This is a genomic window from Streptococcus thoraltensis DSM 12221 (assembly GCF_000380145.1).
Lineage (GTDB): Bacteria > Bacillota > Bacilli > Lactobacillales > Streptococcaceae > Streptococcus > Streptococcus thoraltensis.
Genome location: NZ_KB904630.1, coordinates 102,800 through 123,983, shown reverse-complemented (window position 1 = coordinate 123,983; position 21,184 = coordinate 102,800). Strand labels below are relative to the sequence as shown.

Genomic DNA, 21,184 nt, shown 5'->3' with positions numbered 1-21,184 from the left:
TCTGCAAAAAGAGGTAAAAAGGGCTTTTGAAAGCCTTTTTACTATGCTATAATCAAACACGGATTAGTCAAGATCAGACCGAATAAATAGTTAAAAAATTGGATTTTTTAATCTTTAAAACACGTCATAGATTTCGTCGATGAAATGTTACTTTAAGAATGGAGGACCTACCTTGTCAGAGATTCAAGCCCACGATATTGATGTGGCATATGATCACACTACCATTATTGAAAATCTTTCGGTCAGTCTTCCTAGAGGTGCCATAACTACCATCATCGGCGCTAACGGTTGCGGGAAATCTACCTTACTCAAAGCCTTGACGCGTATCCATAGCATCAAAAAAGGACAGATTTACCTTGATGGTCAGTCTATCGCAACAATGCCCACTAAAGAGGTTGCAAAAAAAATCGCTCTGCTCCCTCAAGTTCTAGAAGCAACTGAGGGCATTACAGTTTATGAATTAGTATCCTATGGTCGCTTTCCTCACCAAAAATATCTGGGAACTCTGACAGCTCATGACCGCAATCGCATCCACTGGGCAATGGAAATGACAAAGGTAACAGAACTTGCCAATCTTGAAGTAGATAGTCTCAGCGGAGGTCAGCGCCAACGTGTCTGGATTGCCATGGCTTTGGCTCAAGATACCGATACTATTTTTCTAGATGAACCAACGACTTATCTGGATCTCAACCACCAACTTGAAGTTCTTGAATTGTTGGAACGCCTAAATAAAGAATCTGATAAAACCATTATCATGGTTCTCCATGACCTCAATTTATCAGCCCGTTTTTCCGATCACATCATCGCTATGAAGAAAGGGAAAATTCGTTATCAAGGACCTGTTAAAGAGATTATTACCTCTAAACGTATTGAAGATATTTTCCAAATCAAGGCTCATATTATCGACGATCCTGTTTCCAAACGTCCCATTTTACTCTCTTATCAATTATTATCACATTCGGAGGATTTATGAAAAATCGCAAATTCCTAACGCTCATTTGTCTTATTACTGCTTGTTTTCTTCTGGTAGCTTGTAGCTCTTCTAAAAAAGAAACCGCAAAATCAGAAGAAGTTAAAATCTCTAGCATGCCTAAGATAAAAGGATTTACCTACTATGGTGATGTCCCTGAAAACCCTAAAAAAGTCGTCAACTTTGCTTATTCATACACGGGTTATCTTTTAAAACTTGGTGTTGATGTCTCTTCTTATTCTCTTGATTTAGAAAAAAATAGCACTGCTTTTGGCGATAAATTAAAAGGATTGCCACAACTGACATCAGCTGATACTGAAGCTATTGCTGCCGAAGATCCTGATTTGATTATTGTTTTTTCACTTGATGAAAACATCGATAAGCTCAAAGAAATCGCACCTGTACTAGCTATTGAATTTGGCGCTAGCGATTATCTTCAGGTCATGGATCAACTAGGTCAGGTTTTTGGTAAAGAAAAAGAAGCCAAATCATGGCGTCAAGATTGGGACAAAAAAGTGTCTCAAACGAAAAAGAAACTGGCTAAGCAACTCAAGCCAGATACCACTTTTACTGTGATGGATTTCTACGATAAAAGTATCTATCTCTATGGTCCAGAATTTGGTCGCGGCAGTGAGCTAATATACCGCGCTCTAGGCTATAAAGCACCTGAAAAAGTTCAAAAAGATGTCTTTAAAAAGGGATGGTTTGGTGTTTCTCAAGAAGTTCTTGGCGACTATATTGGTGACTATGCTGTCGTCAATATCAATAAAGATAATAAAAAAGCCGCCTCATCACTTAAAGAAAGCGATGTTTGGAAAAACATTCCTGCGGTTAAAGAAGGACACGTTTTAAATGTTGACTACAACCTCTTCTACTTCGCTGACCCAATGTCACTTGAGCTACAACTAGATGCTTTTACCACTGCTGTCAAAAAAGCTAACTAATCATTAGAAAGGCTATCATGACGCCCTTAATGACTCATCAAAATAGGCCAAAATTACTTTGGCTTGTTTTTTTCATTCTCACTACCCTTCTCCTATTTGGGAGCTACATTGGTTTACGCTTTGGAGCTGTTAATTTTTCTCACAAAGAAGTGTTAACTGCTTTGCAACACCCTCTCACCAATTCGAAAATTCAAGATGTTGTGATTGATATTCGTCTGCCACGTATGCTAGCTGCCATCTTTGTTGGGGCTGCCATGGCTCAAGCCGGGGCTCTTATGCAAGGGATTACACGAAATGCCATCGCTGATCCAGGGCTTCTTGGTATCAATGCTGGAGCCGGCTTAGCCCTCATCATTGCCTATGCCTTTATTAGCAATCTCCACTATCTCCAAATCTTATTAATTTGTCTCTTTGGCTCTACTCTTGCTGCTCTGATGGTGTTCATCCTATCCTATCAGAAAGGGAAGGGCTACAATCAACTGCGTTTAATCTTGGCTGGAGCTATGGTTTCCACACTATTTTCTGCACTCGGTCAAGCTATAACTATCTATTTCAATCTTGAAACCACCGTTATTGGTTGGCAGGCAGGTGGTCTGGCACAAATCAACTGGTCTATGATTAGCTTGATTATTCCTATTATTATTCTTGGACTTGTCTTAGCTCAATTATTTGCCCATCAATTAACCATTCTCAGTTTAAATGAGACCGTGGCTAAAGCCCTTGGTCAAGAAACTTTTCTCATTACCTTATTATTATTAGTAATCGTTCTAGTTATCTCATCAGGCGCTGTTGCTATGGTCGGTTCGATTGCCTTTGTCGGTTTAATTATACCTCACGTCATCAAACTCTTTGTTCCAAAGGATTACCGCCTTATTCTTCCCTTATCAGCTTACGCTGGGGCGGTATTCTTACTTTGGGTCGATATTGTCTCACGAATGATCAACCCTCCCACAGAAACGCCTATTAGTGCCATTATTGCTGTTGTCGGCCTTCCTTGCTTCTTGTGGCTCATTAGAAGGGGGAAATACTTATGATTGTACAGCCTAAACGCACTAAGCTAACCTTTCTTGCCTTAATTTTCTTATTGGCTACCTGTTTTTTCATTGCCTTATCAGTCGGTTATGCTAACGCTTCTTTTATGGATCTTATTGATGTCTTAACCGGTCAAGCTTCTAGAGGAATGACTCTGATTATCACCAAAATTCGTTTGCCACGCATTATCGCCTGTCTTTTGGGTGGAGGATCCCTTGCCTTAGCCGGCTTGCTCCTGCAAAACCTTACCAAGAATCCCTTGGCTGATTCTGGTATTTTAGGTATCAATTCTGGTGCAGGACTAGTTGTTGCACTTGTTGTCGGCTATTCTGACTTGTCAGATGTTAAAGCCATAGCACTGACACCTTTTTTGGCAATGTTGGGTGGGGCAGCAACGATTGTCACTGTTTACTGGATTTCTCGTAAAAAGAATCACGGTGTAAATCCAACACGCTTAATCATTGCTGGTATCGGCATGTCCAGCATATTGTCAGGACTCATGGTTACCATTGTTTCTAGCATTGATGATTTTAAAGTTGATTTCATTGTCAGCTGGTTGAGTGGCAGTATTTCTGGAGGGTCATGGGCAAGGATATTAGTCTTTGCACCGGCTTTGCTTCTTCTTTGGCTCATCACTTATACCAAAAGTCAGTCTCTTAATATCATGAATCTCAACGAACAAACCGCTCTAGCTCTAGGCTTAAATCTTCATAGGGAAAGACTAATTGTCCTCGTCCTATCAACTGCTCTAGCCTCTCTCAGTGTTGTCCTAATTGGTAACATCACCTTCGTCGGACTTGTTGCTGGGCATATCACACGGAAACTATTGGGTGGTGATCATCATTTGACGATACCAAGCAGTATTATCCTTGGCATGATTTTACTTTTGGTTGCTGACACTATCGGGCGCGTATTACTTGTTGGAACAGGGATTCCAACCGGAATTGTTGTCACCTTAATTGGGGCGCCTTATTTCCTTTATTTAATGACGAAAGTGAAACTGTAACAAAAAGTCTCTATAATTTCTGTAGTGGGTAACACCACCACAGGGGTCATAGGGCTTTTTCAGTTTTGACTTTATAGTCAAATGAATTAACTTTCAGACAAGGAACTGAGGTACTTGATACCCAATGAAAATCAAAAGCAGACTAGCCGCCGATGCAGATAGAGCCGGTGTTCATCAAGTTAAGTCAACGAGGTATGCTTTTGATTTTCGAAGAGTATGAGTACGGCAAGTCGGAAGTCATGAGGTATCAAGGTTAATTCAAAAAACTATACCATAAAAACTCACCTTAGAAAGACTCAATACTCATCGCTGGAAACATGCAAAAAAAGAGGACCAATATGATTCTCTCGCATACTTGACCATCAGTCACCACTACAGTGTACAAAAGGCTAAAAAAGGTAGACAAACTCCTTAAAATTTGATAATTCGGGAAATCTTGCAGGGAGATGAAGAATAACTAATACTCACTGAAAATCAAAAACAGGCTAGCCGCCGCCGATGCAGATAGAACTGAAGGCCATCAAATCAAGTCAACAAGGTCTGCTTTTGATTTTCGAAGAGTATAAACTTTTAGAAACGCTATTATTTCAACGTTTTTGGGAGTTTTGTTTTTAGCTACAAAAAAAAAAGATTGAAGAAAATGTCCAAAATGGACTTTTTCTCCAATCCGAAAGGTAGAAATTGAAAATGATTTCTACCTTTTGTCATCTTTTAAGCATTGAAGCTTTCTGTTAATTGTGGTACCACTTGTTTCTTACGTGAAACGGCACCTTCAAGAAATGCGTGATTGTTTTCAAGTTTGAAGTTAAACGCTGCTTCAACCTTGTCCATATTTGAACCAAGTGCAAGGATTTCTGAGTTTGAGTTAAGAATATCAGTAATCATCAAGACGAAGTCGGAGTAACCTTCTGATACAACAGCTTCTGAGATTGCCGCTTCGATTTCCTCTTGGCGTTCCAAGACATCATTAATATCAACAGTGTTTACTTGAGCTACACGGACATTGTTACCGTTAAGTTCAAATGTTTTTGCATCAATATCAATCAATTCTGCCGCTGACTTGCTAGCGAGATTTGTACCTGCTTTGAGCAATTCAAGACCGTATTCTTCCAAGTTGATACCAGCAATTTCTGCCAATTCTTTAGCAACCTGTGGGTCTGATTCGTGAGTGGTTGGTGATTTCAAAAGAAGTGTATCGGAAATCAATCCTGAAAGCAAAAGACCGGCAACTTCTTTTGGAAGTTCTACATTGTTTTCTTTGGCAGCACGAAAAACGATTGATGACGCAGATCCAACCGGTTCTAAGCGCATGTAAAGAGGGTTTGCAGTCTCAAAATTAGCCACACGGTGATGATCAATAACAGCTACCACTTCTACGTCATGGATGTCTGAGATTGACTGTTGAAATTCGTTGTGGTCAGTCAAGATAACTTGGCTAACACCCTCAGCTTTAGCTGATTCAACCACACGTGGAGCCTCTACACCAAAGTAGTTTAGCGCAAAAGCTGTCTCCTCATTTGGTGTACCAAGTGCTACTGCTTCAGCGTCACGACCAAAGGCTGTGCGCTCCAAGTATGCCCATCCATATGATGATGCAATGGCATCTGTGTCAGGATTTTGATGACCAAAAACTAAAAATTTAGACATGTTTGTACCTCTTTATTATTTTAAATTCTGTTACATTATACCATAAGTCAGGCTAACTACCAAAGGGCTTGCTGGTAAATAAGCTACTTCATCTTACAAAAACTATAATAAAAAACTAGGACTATTGTCCCAGCTGAATTCAATTAAGCACCTTGCATGCGTTTCATGTATTCTGTGTAAGTTTCTGTCTTCATGATGTCCTTGGCATTTTGAACACGCGCTGGTGTTGGCGGTTTAACACCTTCAAGTTTATACGGAACTCCTAATTCACGCCACTTAAACTCACCCATTGTATGATAAGGTAGGACTTCAAACTTATCCACATTTTTAAGTGTTTTGACAAATTCACCCAGTTCTTCCAATTCTTCATCGACATCTGTCAATCCAGGAACCAAGACGTGACGAATCCAAACAGGTTTCCCCTTGTCAGAAAGATAGCGAGCACAAGCTAGGATATTGCGGTTAGATTGACCTGTTACAATTTTGTGTTTCTCAGGACGAATGGCTTTAATATCAAGAAGTACCAAATCAGTCACTTCTAAAAGCTTGTCAAAAATCTCATGATAGGCTGGCTTGTCACGAAATGGTAGAGCACAAGTGTCCAGAGTGCAATGGATACCATATTTTTTTGCTTCATGAAAAAGGGCTGTAACAAACTCAATTTGTAGAAGAGCTTCTCCACCTGAAACGGTAATTCCACCATGTTTCCCCCAGAAATGACGGTATTTCATTGCTTCATTTAAGACGTCTTCGACTGTTCTTTCCTGTGAATTATTCGTCTCCATTTGCCAAGTATCAGGATTATGACAATACTGACAACGCATTTTACAACCTTGCATGAAGACAATAAAACGAATACCTGGACCATCAACAGACCCGAAACTTTCTGTTGAATGTACCATTCCCGTTACCTGTGAATAATCAATTTCAGTCATTGCAACCTCCCATACGTGAAAACTTTATGTAACCGTTTTTATATTTTCTATTATACACTTTTCATCATTAAAATAAAAGAGTCACAAGAAAATGGTGCGACTAATACGACAAGTTCTTTTATAGTACAGTCAGAAAGTCTTTCCCATCAACTTCCTAAAATAAAAATCCAGAGCTCTTTTGAACTCTGAATGTGAAATCTAGGCTTCTTCTTCCTCCTTAGGAACTTCAGAAACCAATAATTTTAATTTGTTAATGCGTCCATCCTTAACCTTATCGTTGATCAAGGTCAGTTGCTTATCACCACTGTCAACTGTGTAGGATTCTTTAACTTCTTGACTTGGAATCGACCCGACCCCTGTTAGATAGTAACCAGCAATGGTATCAACGTCATCACTTTCTAAGGTTGTATCGAAATAACCATTGAACTCATTAAGGGTCATCGTTCCTTGAACAATATAGGTATTTTCAGCGATTTCGCGAACTGACTCAGCCGCAAGATCTGTTTCATCATCAATTTCACCGACAATCTCTTCTAGAAGATCTTCTAAAGTCGCAATACCTGCCAATCCACCGTATTCATCTAAAAGAATAGCCATTTGGTTCTGGGTTGCTCTCAGCTGCGTCAAAAGATCATCTACAAAAATAGTCTCTGGAACAAATAGGGGCTCTTGCATAATACGACGAATATTGATGTTATCAAAGCCGTTAGCAAAGGCATCATTAAGGATTTTCTTGGTATGAATAAGACCGATAACCTTATCCTTATCCCCATCATAAACAGGAATACGAGAATAATTCTCTTTTAAAATAGCTTGAACAATTTCCTTGATGTCATCATTGATGTCTACCATGAAAGCATCTGTACGAGGTACCATAACCTCACGCGCCATCATCTCATCAAGAGAGAAAATCCCTTGAAGCATGCCAATCTCGTCTGCATCTAGTGAAGCTTCACTGTTAGTCAAGATGTATTCAATTTCATCACGTGTCATCTGCTCATCTGCATCATCAAAACTCATTGGTGTGATACGACTGAGAAGATTGGTTGAGGCTGATAACAACCAAACAAAGGGACTTACAATCTTACTCAAAACCAAAATAACTGGTGCTGAAATAACAGCAAGATTTTCCTTAAGGTTCATGGCAATTCGTTTGGGATAAAGTTCACCAAAAACAATAGAGATGTAAGTCAAGAAGATAAGGGAAACCACACTCCCAATCGTATCTGCAAGTCTAGAGTTGCCAAACCAACCGGCAACAACCTCACCTAAAGAATCTGCAAAATTGGCACCAGCCAAGAGGTTAATAAGGGTAATCCCAACCTGAATGGTTGATAAAAAGTTATTAGGATTTTCTAAAACCTTCACCAAACGAATGAACTTCTTATCACCCTCTTCGGCTTTTTGATCAACACGAGATCGGTTCAAGGAAACAAGAGCCATCTCGCTGGCTGAGAAAAAGGCATTGAGCAGGGTTAAAATAAGTAATAAAATAAATTGTAAAATCAAGGACTGACCGGGGTCTTCCATCAATGTTCTCCTAAAAAGTAAGTATAATGCTTATATTATAGCATAAAATCTAGCAATAAGCTAAACATTTCAGCCCTAAACCTGCTAGAAAACCTTTTATCAAGGCGTTTTTAACAAATCCCATCACCAAGAAAGCACTGGATTGATTTAAATTTCAGAAAAGTCATAAAGTTGAGGGTATTTGTGACATTCTGGATTTTTAGGATGACAGATGGCACGACCAAAGTAAATCATCGCCTGATGAGCCGCTAGCCATTCTTCCTCAGGTAGTACCTCCATGACACGTTTTTCAATGTCAAGTGGAGTGGCTGATTTTTTAACAATATCATGATGCTTACAAATTCTGGTGACATGGGTATCAACCGCAAAAGCTGGTATCCCAAAACCAACACTCATAACCACATTAGCTGTCTTACGTCCTACACCTGCCAAACTTTCCAACTCAGATCGAGTTCTGGGCACCTCTCCACCAAAGTCTTCCAAGAGCTGTTGGGAGCATTTTTTCAAAAACTTAGCCTTATTACGATAAAGTCCCAGACGTGAAATATACCTAGCAATCTCTTCTTCCTCTGCTAAAGCCATATCAGCGGGAGTCGGAAAGGCTTCAAAGAGAGCTGGCGTCACCTTATTGACCGCTGCATCTGTTGTCTGTGCCGACAGGGTCACTGCTATTAACAATTCAAAGCTATTACGAAAATCTAAACTGGGCTTGGCATCTGGAAAAAGAGCGATAATCTCTTCAATAACCTTACGTGCTCGCTTTTTTGATAAAACCATAAACATTCCTTTTTGTTTTTTTCTTATACGCAATGAAAATCAACATCAGACTAGGCGCCGTTGGTGCAGATAAAACTGAAGTTCATCAGAACAAGACAACAAAGTCTGCATTTGATCTTCGAAGAGTGTGATTATAGCATAACTGCTAGTTTCAGATTCAAAACAGCCCCTCGATTGAAGAGCTGCTCGACTGCCTTTATGACTTAAATAGCCTTTTCTTTACCTTTGCTAAACCAAGCATAATAGATGATAAGCCCAACATCATAGCAGTCGTTGATTGCCATGTAGATTTATCCCCAGTTTCTGGCAACTGCTCTGGTGACAATCCTCTATCACTCTCTTTTTGCACAGGCTTTTTCACATCAACGCTTAATAAGACTGCAAATTCCTTAGAATGCACTTCGTTTTCCACAGTTTTTACCCCATTAACCTTTTGGGAAAGTAAACCGCTAGAAGGAGACATCTGATTATCTAATTTTTTTGTTCCAATCAAATAAATCATTTGCTGAGGGCTGACCAGAAGACTTTCACCAACCAAGCGTGCCTCCACCAAGCTCAAACCTTGTTTCCATAAATGATAAATCAATTGCTTTTTACCCTTCTGCCCAACTTGAAGCAATTCTTTATAACCAAACGGCAGACTGTCTGTCTGGATATACTGAACACTGTACGGCACCTCAACAGTATCCAAAATTTCCTCAAGACTTGTAAAGGTCGTTAGCGCTTTTTCCTTTTCAAATAATTCCCCGATTTGTAAAAGAAGACGATCTTGGTTTGCTGAACTATTAAAGAGTACTCCCATTGGAAGTCCATCCTTTGTCAGGTGCGTTGGTAGGGTTAAAGATGGTGTGCCTGTCAAATTAGCTAGCTGTGTAAACGGCGTTAACGTCCACGCTGGAAGCCACTGTTGATAGATTAAGTCCAACTGTTCATCTTTCGATAAAAGAGACATGTCCTTCAGTCTTGCCTTAAGTTCTTCTGGAATATGTTGATAACCTGCTTCTGGAGCTGCATAAGCAGTCGTTGGGGTTAGAAAAATAGGATAACGCTTATAAAAACGATTCAATTCTTCAGTCATAAGAGCGACATCATTCCACGCCTCAGCCACATCTTCCCGAGTCAAAGATTGACTGGTTTGATAAAGTGCCCATGTCAGTAATTCAACATCATCTGCGCTCAAATGACGTTTTAATTTTTGATGAATCAAGTAATCCGCAATAGCAGTACCACTGGCTGCGATGGTGTAGTAATCCATCATCATTCGCTTGCCATCAATAGGATAATTGACCTCCACAGTCTTATAACCTTGTTGCTTCAAGAAAGCCACTGCTTCTTCCACAGCTTTTACTGCTTCGGGACTAATCGGGGTACCTGCAGGGGTTTTTGTCGTATAGGCAATCACCTGATCTGTGGATAAGATTGTATCAGTCTGATTTTCTTTTGCTTTGTCTTTCAACAAGGCTTCAAAGAGATGTTTAGTATCTTCAACTGTCTTTGTGACCGCAAAATGACTGACCTGATTTTTCAAACTTGGCGAATTGCCTTCTAAAACACCACGCGTTGGATGAAGCCCGACAAGGCCAGACCAAGACGCTGGGATACGTGTAGAACCGCCACCGTCACTTGCTGAAGCTATAGCCACCTGACCACTAGAAACTGCAGCCGAAGCACCACCAGACGAACCGCCGGGATTGTAAGCCAAGTTCCAAGGATTGTGGGTAACGCCGTACAAATCAGAGTTAGTCACATTAATTAAACCGAGCTGTGGAAAAGCTGACTGACCAATAACAATAAAACCCAATTTCTGTAATTGTTTTACAAAAGAACCGGTAGAACGAGAGGTTTGATCGCTTAAAAAAGTAAACCCTTGAGTATTTTGTCCGCCTGCAACAGTATGCCCCAAGCCCTTAACAACAATTGGAACCTTATAAAAAGGTTGTCCCTCATCAACTAAATTTGCGAGTTCTTGTCGTGCGGCTTCTTCTCTAATGGAAATAATATTATTAAGTTCAGGATTGGTTTCTTTGATTGTCTCAAAGGCAAAATCAAGCAACTGCTCTCCGCTTACTCGAGCAGACTTAATCCATTGACTCATCTCACTGGCACTTGCTTTTCGATAGTCGTCAAGTGTGATTGGAGTCATGGCATCCACTTCTAAATCCTGACTCGCGTCCGCTCCAAGAGCTAAGTTAGGCTCTATTTTTCTGGTGACTAGACCTGTTGATAAATGAGATGCCTTCTCATTCCTTGCTGATAATTCTGAATCAGTAGCAGTCATCACCTCTATCAATTCAGCATTATCTAATTCAGCTACTCCTTGATTACTTCTGCTGTCATTTTCGAAAGAGCTTTGGGATGGTGGATTGTTACTCAAAAGACCAGTAGCTTCTGCATTTAAAGTCTCGCTACTTGGTTCTGTCATAACTGTTGTCATCGCAGTTTCAATATCTGACGTCTCATCTGCTGAAACCAAATCAGAAACCACCAGTTGACCTGCTGATAAGGCTAGGACAACTGCTAAAACATAAGAACTTTTAAAACTGTAAAATGGTTTACGAGACATGACAACTCCTTAATAACTTTGATAAAAACATTTTTATTATAGCATATATTTTTTTCGAATATGTTTCCTAATTCCCCAATAAAATGTCATCTCTTTAGGAAGATACTATAAAAATGGTTATTAAAATAGTAAAAAAATCAGCCTTTACTGACTGATTTCCATTCTTTTCTGATTAAGATAAACCCAATTCTTCATAAGGCGTACGGTAGCCGATTTGCAGAACCTTGTCATCCTTGATAAGGATAGGGCGTTTGATTAACATACCATCTTTGGACAAGAGTTCCAAAGCCTCATCAACTGTCAAAGTATCAAATTTGTCTTTGAGACCCAACTCCCTATAGGAATTTCCCGAAGTATTGAAAAACTTCTTCAAATCAAGGTCGGAATGCTCCAAAAGTTCCTTGAGGAGACTCACCTTGGGTGGATTAGTCTTGATATCAACAGAACTATAGTCCAGACCAAGCATATCCAGCTCTTTCTTAGCCTTCTTGCAGGTCGTGCATTTAGGGTATTCGTAAAAAGTATACATCATTTCTCCAATTCTAAAAGCGCTGCCTTGCGCTCAATCCCGCCAGCATAGCCCGTCAAAGAACCGTCAGCCCCTAAAACACGGTGGCAGGGAACGATGATGGATAGGGGATTTTTTCCAACGGCAGAGCCAATGGCTTGCGCAGACTTGCAGTTGAGTGCTGAGGCAAGTTGACCATAGGTCGTCGTTTGACCGTAGGGAATGGCCGCTAGCGCTGACCAGACTCGATGCTGAAAAGCAGTCCCATGCGGAGCCAGTCTCAATCGACTAGGATTGGGCTTGCGCCCCGCAAAATAGTCGTCCAGCCAAAGTTTAGCTTCTTGGTGAGGAGCGACTTCCTGCTCCATAATCTGTACTCCTTCAAAACCACGCTCAAAGTAAGCCTGCCCCACAAAATAAAGCCCCAAAAGCGACTCCTCATCAGCTAGAAGACTGATAAGACCTAGGGGGGATGGGTAGTAAGATTTAAATGGCATGAGTACATTATAACAAAAATAACACACCTTACACCAATTTCAATCCACGCACCCGCAAAGGGTGCGACGACAAGGGAAACACCAAGTATTATACAGGTATCTAATTTCAATCCACGCACCCGCGAAGGGTGCGACTTATCAGCCAAGTGGAAATGTTGTTGCAAGCACTAATTTCAATCCACGCATCCGCAAAGGGTGCGACAAGTTGAGCTGTGAGCGACACCGTCGGGGATGTAATTTCAATCCACGCACCCACGAAGGGGGCGACTACTGTAAGACTTCATCTACTTCCGTTTTTTCCAAATTTCAATCCACGCACCCACGAAGGGGGCGACATCACCATCAAGTCATTTATTGGATGTCATTCCCAATTTCAATCCACGCACCCACGAACGAGGCGACGTATGCCTTTGGAACAGGCATTACATCAGAAGAATCATTTCAATCCACGCACCCGCGAAGGGTGCGACAACAGAATTCATCATTCCTAAGAAACGTAATAACGATTTCAATCCACGCACCCGCGAAGGGGGCGACCCACGGTTTTTTAGAATCTTACCACACTTTTTTGATTTCAATCCACGCACCCGCAAAGGGGGCGACATTTGAGTAACACAGAGTTGCTTGAGTTGGCGCTTATTTCAATCCACGCACCCGCAATGGGGGCGACGGAAAACACTAGATACTATAATATCATTACAGATATTTCAATCCACGCACCCGCGAAGGGGGCGACAATGTGAAACCTGAATTTTTAGCAGAAACGATGTATTTCAATCCACGCACCCGCAAAGGGGGCGACGGTCATTTTGTTAGAAATTGCTAGAACTCTACCCGTATTTCAATCCACGCACCCGCAAAGGGTGCGACTGAACGTGAGAAATATGCTGATTACGATGACTTATTTCAATCCACGCACCCGCAAAGGGTGCGACGACTCCGAATAACAGATGATTTTTGTAAACCATCTATTTCAATCCACGCACCCGCGAAGAGTGCGACCCTGACTATACTTGGATTAGTTTGAAGGAGCTAATTTCAATCCACGCACCCGCGAAGGGTGCGACAGTAGGTTGGGGCTGTACAGCCTTCCACATAGTGCATTTCAATCCACGCACCCGCGAAGGGTGCGACTGTGTTGGTATTTATTTCTCAACCAGAGAAGGTATTTCAATCCACGCACCCGCGAAGGGTGCGACAATGGTACGAAAATGGTGGGGAGGTTTATAAATATTTCAATCCACGCACCCGCAAAGGGTGCGACGATCCTTTTTTGATTCTTGTTTTGGTTGTGACTTTATTTCAATCCACGCACCCGCGAAGGGTGCGACATTTTTTTCCTCAATTTGTTCTAGATTTGTTCTAATTTCAATCCACGCACCCGCGAAGGGTGCGACACTTCTGTTTCAGGAGCAGGCGCTGATTCTGTTGATTTCAATCCACGCACCCGCGAAGGGTGCGACTCAATGAATCCATCATTTATTCGGATGTTTTTAGTATTTCAATCCACGCACCCGCGAAGGGTGCGACAGGGTTAAGCTGGATGGCAATTATCGACATGGGATTTCAATCCACGCACCCGCGAAGGGTGCGACAGATTTAGTCGAAAACACACCAGAATATCTGCTTATTTCAATCCACGCACCCGCGAAGGGTGCGACAAAAGACTCGCTTTGTCTTGCTTCTTTTCTACAATTTCAATCCACGCACCCGCGAAGGGTGCGACAGTACCTAGATAAACACTAGCCCTATAAATTATTATTTCAATCCACGCACCCGCGAAGGGTGCGACGTCTTACAGCTGATGATTAGTTTGTTATAGGAGTATTTCAATCCACGCACCCGCGAAGGGTGCGACGCTTATTGACACAACAGAAACTCTTTTTTATGAGATTTCAATCCACGCACCCGCGAAGGGTGCGACTTCACAGTTTTTTCGGTAAATATACCTTGTTTCCATTTCAATCCACGCACCCGCGAAGGGTGCGACAGCGCAAAAATACACTGTTTCGCCTCATTTTAGCAAATTTAAACGTCCTTTTTCAAGGTAAATTTATTAAAAATCGCACATTTTCAGGTTATTTTAGGAACGAACCCATCAGTTTTCACTGAGTAACTCAGGTTCGCTCCCATTTTTTATAAGAGTAAGACACCTGCATCAGGGTCGTAGCTGTCATCACGACCTATCGTTTCGATTCGTTTTTGCCAATTTTTACCAAGCAAGTAAAAACGAATGCTGTCAGATTCTACGTCTATGATTTCCAGTAATTTTTCCTTAACTTCGACAAATTCAGCAGGTGTGACTGAGCACTCAAATACAGAATTTTGTACGCGCTGCCCGTAATCTATGCACAACTTTGCCACATGACGCAGTCTTTTACGTCCTGCTGTCGTATCAGTGTTAACATCATACGTCACTAAAACCAACATAAGCGTCTCCTAAATCAAAAATGGTGGATAACTCTCCAAGTCGCCACGAATAGCTTTCGCCAATAGCTGAGCTTGGACGTAAGGTAAGAGCATTAGTTTTACTTTTTCCTTAGTAAAAGGATGGTCAACTTCTGTGTGTTTACGCTTTTGCCAGGCTTCGATAAATTTAGCCCGACCATTATCTGTTAGCAGAACACTGCCGTTTTCCTTAATTTCAAAATCTTTTTTGGTTAATTGATTGCGATTGATAAGCGAAAAGACAAAGCGATCAACAATATAAGCGCGAAACTCCTCCACCAAATCTAGCGCAAGACTAGCTCTACCAGGGCGATCTGTATGGAAAAATCCCACATAGCTATCCAAGCCAACAGCTTCCAAAGCGGCCTGGCATTCATAGGTCAGCATGCTGTAACCAAAAGAGAGAAGTGCATTAACGCAATCCAACGGTGGTCGCCGTGAGCGAATATTAAATGAAAAAGTTTCCTTATCAGTCAAGATAAAATGATTGAAAAGTCGGAAGTACTGATTTGCTGCCTGCCCTTCAATACCAAGTAAAGTCTCCTTATCTGGTGCAGCTTGAATTTTCTCCAATGCCCAAATCAGATTAGTATTGACTTCTTCAAATAACTGCACATCAATACGGTCTTTGTGGTCACGTTTAAAGCGCAGAAGGTACTTTCGTGCATTAGAGATCTTAGCTAAGATAAAACGCTTGGCATACTTGAGCGACTTCTCATCGTCAGCTAAGCGATAATGTTCACGTCGTAACAAAACATTACCATTGGTCGGCCCAACAAAACGACCACAAAATTGACCTTGTGGAGTATGAAATGATAGATTGATGTTTTGTTCTGCGCACAACTTTATCAAAGAAGGTGACGCACCTAAGTAAGAAAAACAAACAATGCCGTCAATAATCCGATAGGGAAAGCGTTGGACAACCTTGCCTTCCTTCTTGATAACGATATTATCCCGCTCTCGGGTCAGGTAGAAATTTTCCTGCGTCAGATATAAGGTATTCAGTAATTTTTTCATAAACTGCCCTCATCTTTCAAAGCCAGTGCGATGTAATTATCAATATTTCGAGATTTCTTACTTAATCGCGGCAAACAGATATTTGCTAGGGAGCACAGTTGACAATTTTTGAAATATTCTGCCTTGGTCACTTGTTTACCTTCATAATAAGCATGCATTTCCTGTGCTAACTTAAAGACCTCCTGCCTCAAGGTTGGCGTTATCTCGATTTTCTTTTTCTGATTAACCTTATGATAATAGAGATAACCCACATCAATCGTGCAACTCAAGGTCTCTTCAAGGCAAATTGTCTGTGCCACTAGTTGCACAATATCCCGTGTATCCTTTTTAGGCTGACCACGCTTGTATTCTACAATAGCGGGACGCCATTTTCCACGTCTCCCCTTTAGCGTTACACCTGCTGCATCCTTATGAAATTCTACCACATCTAAAATACCATAAAGTCCTAAATTGGGAGACGAAACATGAATAGCTCGTGAAATAATCACATTTTTGCGTTTTTCTTTGACGTAGGGGTTATCAGCTTTTTTGTGTAAAACTTGTCCATGTGCCGTGGCCTCATTATCTTCCCACTGCTGATCAATGTGAATTAGCCCCCACTGACGCTTACAAAACTGAAAATGCTGAATGCCTGATAACATCAAATAATCTTCTTCGGCATAGACCATATTACAGTCCTTCTAAGATATCAACTTTCAAACCTTTCGCTACATACTCTGCTAATTTTTCTTGATTAAGCACAATGTCATAATCTTCATAGCTGTTCTTGTCTGGATTTTTTTTATTAAATTCTAATAAGTCAAAGACACGTCCGCTTGAAACATTACCTAACTTGCTGGCATGAGTAAACCAGAAGACCTCACGCACACGCATAGATCCTTCAGGACGAGCTGATGAAGCATCATTTTCAAATAGACTAATCAGAGCCTCCTTAAGTACTTCTGCGTCTTCTTGGCTAAAGCCTGTCTTTTCGGCAAAATAAGCATTGATAGAACCTTTAACTACGTAAACACCGTAGTCAACAAAAGACTTGGTTCCCATGGTATCAGACGAGCGACCACTATTATTTTTAGCTTCCATACCATTGGTGCTACGCGTAATTTGTAGACTGGAAATCACGATAGGCTCCAAAGATTTAGCCATGCTAATAGAAACTGGGCCACGTACCCCAATGGATTTTTTCAGATAAGTAAAAACTTGCCCAAAACTGCGTACGTCAAGCCACATTTGATTAGCTTGCTTTTCAATCTCATCATTTGGTGTTTTAGTTGTAAAATGCTTAGAAAAACGCTTTTCAAGGGACTTGAACTCGTCCTCAATGCGGTCATTAGCTTGAACAAAAATAGGATGCCCCATATCTTGCATACGATTACGGATTTTACGTTTAATAGCGACATCACTCATCAAACCGTAACTTTTAGCATCTGTTCGTGGCATATTTCCCGATAAGGGATCACCATTGGCATTCGCCTCACGTACCTCGAAGGTTACCATAAAATCAATTTTATTTTCTAACATCTGCTATTCCTCGCTTTCTATATTTGTTTTTGATGTATAGTAAAATTCCTTTTCAGCGTAATAGCCAAAGATAAACCTATAGTTCAAGGCATCTATAAATTCTTTCGTTGAAGAAGCTGGCGCTAGTAATTGAAGGATTTCTGCACGCTCTTTTTCCAATTTATGCCAAATATCTGGATGATTTAACTTTAGGAATTCCTCGTAAGGCTTCATTTTATTTTCCAAGAGCATCATCATTTTTGCAGGTTGCCCTGTGTAGGCAGTCCAATAACGCTCCGCATTTGTGATGCGGTCCTGACTACGTCTATCAACAACATAGCGTTGCGTTTCAATCAGCTCATAAATAGCAAGTAAGCGTCCAAATAAATAGGAACGTTCACTATTTTCGTGGTCCAACATAGGGGTAAACTCCTCTCCGTTTTGTTTGTGCAGGACAGCCAGTGCCACCTGCTGAATCTGATACCAGTTTTTAGGGTACCTCTGGCGATACTTCAGGTTACTTTCTAATTTCTTAACTAGATGACTAGGAACCAAATGGCCATCTAACAAGGCTGTAACAAGTTGTTGATACTGGTCACTTCGGAAACTATCATTGTCCAATTCTAGATAACGGTCTCTGTCAGTTCCATAAGCCGCCAAAATCATATCATTTAAACTCGGTGTTTTTAAAACCAAGCTATCATCCTGTTTTCTACTTATCCAACTGTAATTGCTCTGCCAATTTTCCAAATGTTGCAAAAGTTCTGAAACCTGGAGGTGCCGGAAATATTTAAGGGCAATTCGACCATCATTGGTTTTATTTAAAATGGCTACATAGTAGGTTGAAGCGTCACTAAACTTCTTCTGACCATGAATAAAGGACTGATTAATATCACGGTTAGTTTGCGTAACAGAAAAAGCTGACGCTTCCACCTCATAAACATCCGGTAACATATTGTTCCAGCTAAAAACATCGCGTTCTGTAGACCTAGTCACATCAATCTGACTATCATTAGCTATATCGTCACTAAACCAATTGATCATCTGCTGTGCCCCCCCTAACCAGACATGGGTCTGGCTATTTTCTAGCAAATATTTTGCCATAAGGTGAATCTTCTCGGAAGTCTGATTGCCAACGGTAAAGACATCATCGCGCTCTCTAAAGCGACCTTTGTAGGTTTCGTTGTTGTTACTGACCGAAATCAATTTAGCATTTCCAATCAAGCCGCGATGCTTTGTTGCAAGAGCTTCTTTTCTTCCACTGATATTGCAGATAATTTTGTCTTCTTGATTGCTTTCGACGTAAGAGATAAAATCTTGGTGTAATTCTTGATAGTTAGTGACAGATACTGTTCGATTGCCAATGAAATTATCAATACTAAATTCCAAGAAACACGTCGACAAATCAGTTGTCTTCTCCTTGCTTTCTATCCCAGTATAGGTCACTTTCAATCCCTCTCTCGTATAAGATTTACCATACAAAGACTGGCAAATCTGAGATACAAATTCAGGTTGTAAGATAAAAGTTTGGATAAGCGTCAAATAATTTTTTACTTGCTCATCGCGGCAAGCTGAGCGCCAGCTTTCCAATTGGTCATGATAAACATTATACTGGTCTTGATTCATTTCAGACACATAATAGCCAAACTTGTCAACCAGGGGATGCGGAGCGGGATTCTTACCAGAACGTGCCACAGAATTGGAGGTAACAGGGAAAACAACCGTTTTTTCTCTCTCCATATAATCTGCTTTGATAAACTGTCCCTTGTTATTAAGAACAACTGAGATGATATTTTTTCCATTCGATTTAAGACTGGTATGATAAATCGGCAGCAATATTGTACCCTTACTAGCATCATCAACCCAGCCCTCTGCTTCCGCATTTTCATAAGCTTTGAGTAGTGAGGTAAAGAAATCCATCAGTGACCTCCTTTTTCCTTAAATTCATCGGATTGGTAAATGTCATATTCTTCATCAACTGGCTTGACTTGTCCCGGTGTCTTAAAGGCATAACTAGATAGGGTATTCATGATTTCACAGTCTTCTTGATTCTTAAAACAAACGGTGCCATTTTCCATAACTGTCTGAGTAAAGTAGGACCGTAGGGGTGTTTGCTTATCTGTTGGATAGGCAAAAGAATGGAACATAATACCGAAGTCAATACTCTGACCATCATAATAAGAAATCGTAGCGTCATACTCTTCTTGACTAATCTCATCAACCAGTCCGTAGCATTCTCGTGTCCCTAAAAAAATGTCTCTGCGTCCGCCTTTTTTCAAAGACCGTGTCATGATAGCTTCGTGCTTATTAGGTGAGCGATCCTGCTCAAGATCGGGACGATTACTATTCCACGTAAAGTGAAATTTAACCAAATACTCCACATCACTGAGATAAGACACATAACTCAAATCCGCCCCATAGTCAGCAAGCAGAGCACGAACGCCATGCAATTCAGTCTGAATCTGATTGATTACTTTAACCTCTGTCACCACATTGACAATTGTAGGTTTGTAATAAACTGCATCAACCACACCCTGTAGCGCCTGACGAGTAGGAATTAAATACGAACTACGCTCTCCGCCACCTTTGGTCGCGGGATTGGTAAACAAGGCCAAATCTCCTCGCACTCGCATGTAAAAATTTCGTGAACGATACAAATTAGATACCTCCTTATTTTTATAGAGAAATTTAGAAAAGCAAATCATTTCAACGATAAAAAGAATTTATGAAGAGAATCGTTCTAAACTCTTCCCTTCTGTTCTTTTTGTTTCTTTGCTGTTTTAGAGCGATAAACGTTCAAAAATGTAGCCATTGATAGAATAATTTCTGGCATTTTATCAATCAACTTGCTCAACAGCTGAAAAATATACTCGTTGATATGTTCTTCCCTCCTTTTGGTTTAATACAATAATACGGCATAGATTTGCTAGTTTTAAAACAATCACCGGTGTTTCCATTTGTTATTCAAAATAGATTATGTCGTATTGTTTTTTCTCAAACTTTAAGTAACAACAACAAGAATACCCTTGTCTACATCTTTATTAACAAACCTTGTCTTAGACACAGTATAACAAGGTGTACTTGTTAGATTGCTAATATCAAATATTAAATTTTAATCATATACTCCTCCTATCCTATTCTATTCACTTAATCAATACTTTTACTATGACAACTATAAGCATCATAGAGGCAAAAGAATATTCAATAAAGAATAATAAAAATAATAGTTCCACTAACGTTATTTATGCACTTCTCTATCATCAAACCACATTTCAGCAAGTAACCTTTAACTATGTCTCTCATGGATCCAATCTTCAAGCGTATCCTCTTGGTATGTGATATATTTCATACTCATGGTACGAGTTAATCTCAAAATAATTTAAATTGTCGGCAAAGACAATTTTTTCAATCCGCAACTGTAGTCCAGTCATTCCCTCGCCAAAGTTTGTGCTGCATCAAATAGCCTGCAAAGTTTAGAGAAGTGTGCTTCAATGGTTCTCTAAAATCATAACTGAGATAACCTAAATCAGCTAGAATAACAGATTGTTTACACCCTCTAATAGGTCACGAACCACGTTAATATTATGAACAGAGGCTGGTGTGACTATATCACTCAGGATATAACCTGATAAGGTGACGAGCACATGCACCTTGAAGCCATAGAACCACAAGCGTTTAGACGCATTGTAACCAATATCAGTCCCCTTTTTAAAATCCTTGCACGACCACGATGATTGCGAACGGTTTGGCAAAGTAGCAGAGGGAAACTGTCCATGATGGCGATAGTATCGGACACCTTGCCATTCATTTATT

17 protein-coding genes, 1 pseudogene and 1 CRISPR repeat array are annotated in these 21,184 nt (G+C 40.5%); of the genes and pseudogenes, 4 read left to right on the top strand and 14 right to left on the bottom strand.

Translation table 11 applies throughout. The features are described 5' to 3' along the window. The first annotated feature begins 172 nt into the window (after positions 1-172). From A3IA_RS0110060 to A3IA_RS0110045, 4 genes are read left to right on the top strand one after another with little or no spacing between them, the layout of a single operon-like run. Positions 173-973, top strand: a complete 801-nt coding sequence (locus A3IA_RS0110060; protein ID WP_018381198.1) for an ABC transporter ATP-binding protein — start codon at positions 173-175, stop codon at positions 971-973. Continuing rightward, positions 970-1,914: an ABC transporter substrate-binding protein gene (locus A3IA_RS0110055; RefSeq protein ID WP_018381197.1), complete on the top strand. Its 945-nt coding sequence runs from the start codon at positions 970-972 to the stop codon at positions 1,912-1,914. The genes A3IA_RS0110060 and A3IA_RS0110055 overlap by 4 nt, the downstream gene beginning before the upstream one ends. A gap of 17 nt (positions 1,915-1,931) precedes the next feature. Next, positions 1,932-2,948, top strand: a complete 1,017-nt coding sequence (locus tag A3IA_RS0110050) for a FecCD family ABC transporter permease (RefSeq protein WP_018381196.1) — start codon at positions 1,932-1,934, stop codon at positions 2,946-2,948. Next, on the top strand, positions 2,945-3,952 hold the full coding sequence (locus A3IA_RS0110045; protein ID WP_018381195.1) for a FecCD family ABC transporter permease: 1,008 nt from the start codon (positions 2,945-2,947) through the stop codon (positions 3,950-3,952). Before A3IA_RS0110050 ends, A3IA_RS0110045 begins: the two co-directional genes overlap by 4 nt. Positions 3,953-4,663: 711 nt before the next feature. On the opposite strand, the gene A3IA_RS0110040 is transcribed toward A3IA_RS0110045, so the two are convergent. The 14 genes and pseudogenes from A3IA_RS0110040 to A3IA_RS13515 form a co-directional block, all read right to left on the bottom strand. Next, complete coding sequence (locus A3IA_RS0110040; RefSeq protein WP_018381194.1) at positions 4,664-5,599, bottom strand: manganese-dependent inorganic pyrophosphatase; 936 nt, start codon at positions 5,597-5,599, stop codon at positions 4,664-4,666. A gap of 143 nt (positions 5,600-5,742) precedes the next feature. Continuing rightward, complete coding sequence (pflA, locus tag A3IA_RS0110035) at positions 5,743-6,534, bottom strand: pyruvate formate-lyase-activating protein (RefSeq protein WP_018381193.1); 792 nt, start codon at positions 6,532-6,534, stop codon at positions 5,743-5,745. A 198-nt stretch (positions 6,535-6,732) separates the two neighbouring features. Continuing rightward, positions 6,733-8,064 (bottom strand): hemolysin family protein, encoded by a 1,332-nt coding sequence (locus A3IA_RS0110030; protein WP_018381192.1) that lies wholly within the window; start codon positions 8,062-8,064, stop codon positions 6,733-6,735. A gap of 147 nt (positions 8,065-8,211) precedes the next feature. Then, a complete protein-coding gene (gene nth, locus A3IA_RS0110025) occupies positions 8,212-8,841 on the bottom strand; it encodes an endonuclease III (RefSeq protein ID WP_018381191.1) in 630 nt (209 codons plus the stop codon). Between the two features lie 196 nt (positions 8,842-9,037). Beyond that, a complete protein-coding gene (locus tag A3IA_RS0110020) occupies positions 9,038-11,404 on the bottom strand; it encodes an amidase family protein (protein ID WP_018381190.1) in 2,367 nt (788 codons plus the stop codon). Positions 11,405-11,576: 172 nt separating this feature from the next. Beyond that, on the bottom strand, positions 11,577-11,933 hold the full coding sequence (locus tag A3IA_RS0110015; protein ID WP_018381189.1) for a Spx/MgsR family RNA polymerase-binding regulatory protein: 357 nt from the start codon (positions 11,931-11,933) through the stop codon (positions 11,577-11,579). Beyond that, positions 11,933-12,409 (bottom strand): methylated-DNA--[protein]-cysteine S-methyltransferase, encoded by a 477-nt coding sequence (locus A3IA_RS0110010; RefSeq protein ID WP_026217670.1) that lies wholly within the window; start codon positions 12,407-12,409, stop codon positions 11,933-11,935. The genes A3IA_RS0110015 and A3IA_RS0110010 overlap by 1 nt, the downstream gene beginning before the upstream one ends. 36 nt (positions 12,410-12,445) lie before the next feature. Further along, positions 12,446-14,399: a CRISPR direct-repeat array (repeat unit 32 nt; unit sequence ATTTCAATCCACGCACCCGCGAAGGGTGCGAC). Positions 14,400-14,545: 146 nt separating this feature from the next. Continuing rightward, a complete protein-coding gene (gene cas2 / locus A3IA_RS0110005; protein WP_018381187.1) occupies positions 14,546-14,839 on the bottom strand; it encodes a CRISPR-associated endonuclease Cas2 in 294 nt (97 codons plus the stop codon). A 9-nt stretch (positions 14,840-14,848) separates the two neighbouring features. Next, positions 14,849-15,874, bottom strand: coding sequence for a type I-C CRISPR-associated endonuclease Cas1c (gene cas1c, locus A3IA_RS0110000; RefSeq protein WP_018381186.1), 1,026 nt, complete (start codon positions 15,872-15,874; stop codon positions 14,849-14,851). Then, positions 15,871-16,542: a CRISPR-associated protein Cas4 gene (cas4, locus tag A3IA_RS0109995; protein WP_018381185.1), complete on the bottom strand. Its 672-nt coding sequence runs from the start codon at positions 16,540-16,542 to the stop codon at positions 15,871-15,873. Before cas4 ends, cas1c begins: the two co-directional genes overlap by 4 nt. Position 16,543: 1 nt before the next feature. After that, positions 16,544-17,392 (bottom strand): type I-C CRISPR-associated protein Cas7/Csd2, encoded by an 849-nt coding sequence (gene cas7c, locus A3IA_RS0109990; RefSeq protein ID WP_018381184.1) that lies wholly within the window; start codon positions 17,390-17,392, stop codon positions 16,544-16,546. 3 nt (positions 17,393-17,395) lie between these two features. Then, entirely contained in the window at positions 17,396-19,291 is a 1,896-nt protein-coding gene (gene cas8c, locus A3IA_RS0109985; RefSeq protein WP_018381183.1) for a type I-C CRISPR-associated protein Cas8c/Csd1, read from the bottom strand. Beyond that, complete coding sequence (cas5c, locus tag A3IA_RS0109980; RefSeq protein WP_026217669.1) at positions 19,291-20,028, bottom strand: type I-C CRISPR-associated protein Cas5c; 738 nt, start codon at positions 20,026-20,028, stop codon at positions 19,291-19,293. Before cas5c ends, cas8c begins: the two co-directional genes overlap by 1 nt. A gap of 657 nt (positions 20,029-20,685) precedes the next feature. After that, a pseudogene (locus tag A3IA_RS13515) lies at positions 20,686-21,179 on the bottom strand (transposase); the annotation flags it as partial. Between the last annotated feature and the right edge of the window lie 5 nt (positions 21,180-21,184).

Bases quoted from the DNA above. Each gene is read 5' to 3' on its own strand.
- cas4 (WP_018381185.1), bottom strand. From the start codon at position 16,542: ATGGTCTATGCCGAAGAAGATTATTTGATGTTATCAGGCATTCAGCAT.
- A3IA_RS0110015 (WP_018381189.1), bottom strand. From the start codon at position 11,933: ATGTATACTTTTTACGAATACCCTAAATGCACGACCTGCAAGAAGGCT.
- A3IA_RS0110020 (WP_018381190.1), bottom strand. From the start codon at position 11,404: ATGTCTCGTAAACCATTTTACAGTTTTAAAAGTTCTTATGTTTTAGCA.
- A3IA_RS0110050 (WP_018381196.1), top strand. From the start codon at position 1,932: ATGACGCCCTTAATGACTCATCAAAATAGGCCAAAATTACTTTGGCTT.
- cas7c (WP_018381184.1), bottom strand. From the start codon at position 17,392: ATGTTAGAAAATAAAATTGATTTTATGGTAACCTTCGAGGTACGTGAG.
- A3IA_RS0110055 (WP_018381197.1), top strand. From the start codon at position 970: ATGAAAAATCGCAAATTCCTAACGCTCATTTGTCTTATTACTGCTTGT.
- cas1c (WP_018381186.1), bottom strand. From the start codon at position 15,874: ATGAAAAAATTACTGAATACCTTATATCTGACGCAGGAAAATTTCTAC.
- nth (WP_018381191.1), bottom strand. From the start codon at position 8,841: ATGGTTTTATCAAAAAAGCGAGCACGTAAGGTTATTGAAGAGATTATC.
- cas8c (WP_018381183.1), bottom strand. From the start codon at position 19,291: ATGGATTTCTTTACCTCACTACTCAAAGCTTATGAAAATGCGGAAGCA.
- A3IA_RS0110040 (WP_018381194.1), bottom strand. From the start codon at position 5,599: ATGTCTAAATTTTTAGTTTTTGGTCATCAAAATCCTGACACAGATGCC.
- A3IA_RS0110030 (WP_018381192.1), bottom strand. From the start codon at position 8,064: ATGGAAGACCCCGGTCAGTCCTTGATTTTACAATTTATTTTATTACTT.
- pflA (WP_018381193.1), bottom strand. From the start codon at position 6,534: ATGACTGAAATTGATTATTCACAGGTAACGGGAATGGTACATTCAACA.
- cas2 (WP_018381187.1), bottom strand. From the start codon at position 14,839: ATGTTGGTTTTAGTGACGTATGATGTTAACACTGATACGACAGCAGGA.
- A3IA_RS0110010 (WP_026217670.1), bottom strand. From the start codon at position 12,409: ATGCCATTTAAATCTTACTACCCATCCCCCCTAGGTCTTATCAGTCTT.
- A3IA_RS0110045 (WP_018381195.1), top strand. From the start codon at position 2,945: ATGATTGTACAGCCTAAACGCACTAAGCTAACCTTTCTTGCCTTAATT.